The organism is Sphingobacterium populi (assembly GCF_001586775.1).
Taxonomy (GTDB): domain Bacteria; phylum Bacteroidota; class Bacteroidia; order Sphingobacteriales; family Sphingobacteriaceae; genus Sphingobacterium; species Sphingobacterium populi.
In genome coordinates this window covers 1-1787 of the sequence record NZ_LQXS01000015.1, presented here as the reverse complement: position 1 = coordinate 1787, position 1787 = coordinate 1, and the positions used below count along the sequence as shown (strand labels likewise).

General features: G+C 35.4%; 2 protein-coding genes. One reads left to right on the top strand and one right to left on the bottom strand.

The features are described 5' to 3' along the window. Window positions 1–495 (top strand): hypothetical protein (locus A0125_RS16260; RefSeq protein WP_231863250.1); only part of this gene is annotated, 495 nt, incomplete at its 5' end. A gap of 414 nt (window positions 496–909) precedes the next feature. Here A0125_RS16260 and cobA read toward each other — a convergent pair. Continuing rightward, entirely contained in the window at window positions 910–1674 is a 765-nt protein-coding gene (cobA, locus tag A0125_RS15160) for a uroporphyrinogen-III C-methyltransferase (protein WP_066758292.1), read from the bottom strand. Window positions 1675–1787: the final 113 nt, after the last annotated feature.

Sequence of the window (1787 nt, the reverse complement as noted above, 5' to 3'; positions counted from 1 at the left end):
ACGGAGGCGGATATTAACACCTTATTGAATAATCTACAACAAGATTATACGTTGAATCATTCTTCATTCACTAACATCGGTTCTTATCCCATACCACCTTACAGGTTTTACTACGACATTAATTGGTCTTGGAACGTGAGCAACCATCTTGTAACAGCATATCGTACATTAAGTTGTTCTTCAGGTTTTGGGAATGATAGTAAAGAGGAAATTCTTCGACAAACTGATGGTTTTGTTGAGATACTGGATGAAAGGCTGGGCAATTCTCCTTACAATAATGTGTTTGCTATAAAACGAGTGGATCAAAAGAAATCAGACTGGCGATTTGAATTATACATCCTCAAGCCTATGAACAACATGAATAATCAAAATATTACGCTCACGGGTTCGTATGGACCAGTATACCGAGAGGACATTGAAGCAATGGCACCTACTCCTCCAGAAGACAATATGGTAATTACTGAACTGTTGAAACTATTGGAGGTTATTGACTAAGATATCGTTAAAATCCTCTTATCTTAACCAATTTTAATTTGTAACGCTATTAGAATTAAAATGTCAAATACGGAATAACCTAAAATTTTATGTGCAGTTATTGTTCTGCCGACTAAATTTCTATTTTACTTCATTTTTTGAGATTACAAAATCTTAAAATACATGCCCTTAATATGTCACACTTAACAATCATGATCTTGAACTGTTTAGATCGCTAAAGGATTAAATCAGTCTTTTAGCAGCACTTAATTATTTCAATGCACACTTTAGTTGTTACGATCTAATTCTGCTATGTGGACTAAGTTAACAAGCATCTGAATATAATTATCTTAATCTCGAAAATTATTAAGCTCCTTTATATCTTTTAACGGTTCGCTAAATACCACAAATGAATGTATCATACATTCAATTTGACTAAATAACTATTTTATGAGCTTGAATTAAGCTGTTATAGATTGTATGCTGTAGATTAACCACATGTCCAATTACAATAATGGCAGGGTGAGCCATTTCGTGTTGTTGACTCGTTTTTTGTAAATCTTTGACCGAGCAAGTTGCTATCTTTTGATTAGGGCGCGTGGCATACTGTATAATAGCTGCAGGAGTATCGCCTTTACCATATAATACATACGTTCGCGCTATTTCAGTTAGTTTTCGCATGCCCATATAGATGATTACGGTGGAGTTGCTTTGTGCTGCGAGCATCAGATCTGCCGCCATTTCTCCATTGTTTTTCATTCCTGTCAAGGCCCAGACGCCCTCGCTTACGCCGCGATGAGTAAGAGGAATCGAGTTACTGCCCGCGCCTTGCATGCTACTGATTCCCGGAATATACTCTACGGTTATTCCCAAGCTTTTGGCGTGCAGCCATTCTTCAAATCCTCGTCCGAAAATATAAGGATCGCCTCCTTTTAAACGCACAACTGTGGAAAATCGATTGCAATAATAACTTATTAGGGTGTTAATATCTTCCTGTGGAACGTATTTGCCATAAGGATGCTTGCCTACGTATACTTTTTTGCAATCTTCTGGGCATAAATCAAGTATTTCTTGACTAACAAGGTTGTCAAACAGTGCTACTTTGGATCTTTTTAAGGTGTTGTACGCTTTTATAGTCAAAAAATCGGGATCTCCCGGTCCAGATCCGATTATAAAAAGTGTTTTTACTGATTTTTCCATGTTTTTTTTATTTATTTCTATCAAAAATATGTTTTTTTATGATTTAATCATATAATATTTGATTTTATTAAAAATTTAAACCTACATTAGCCAAAATAAATCATTAAAACACC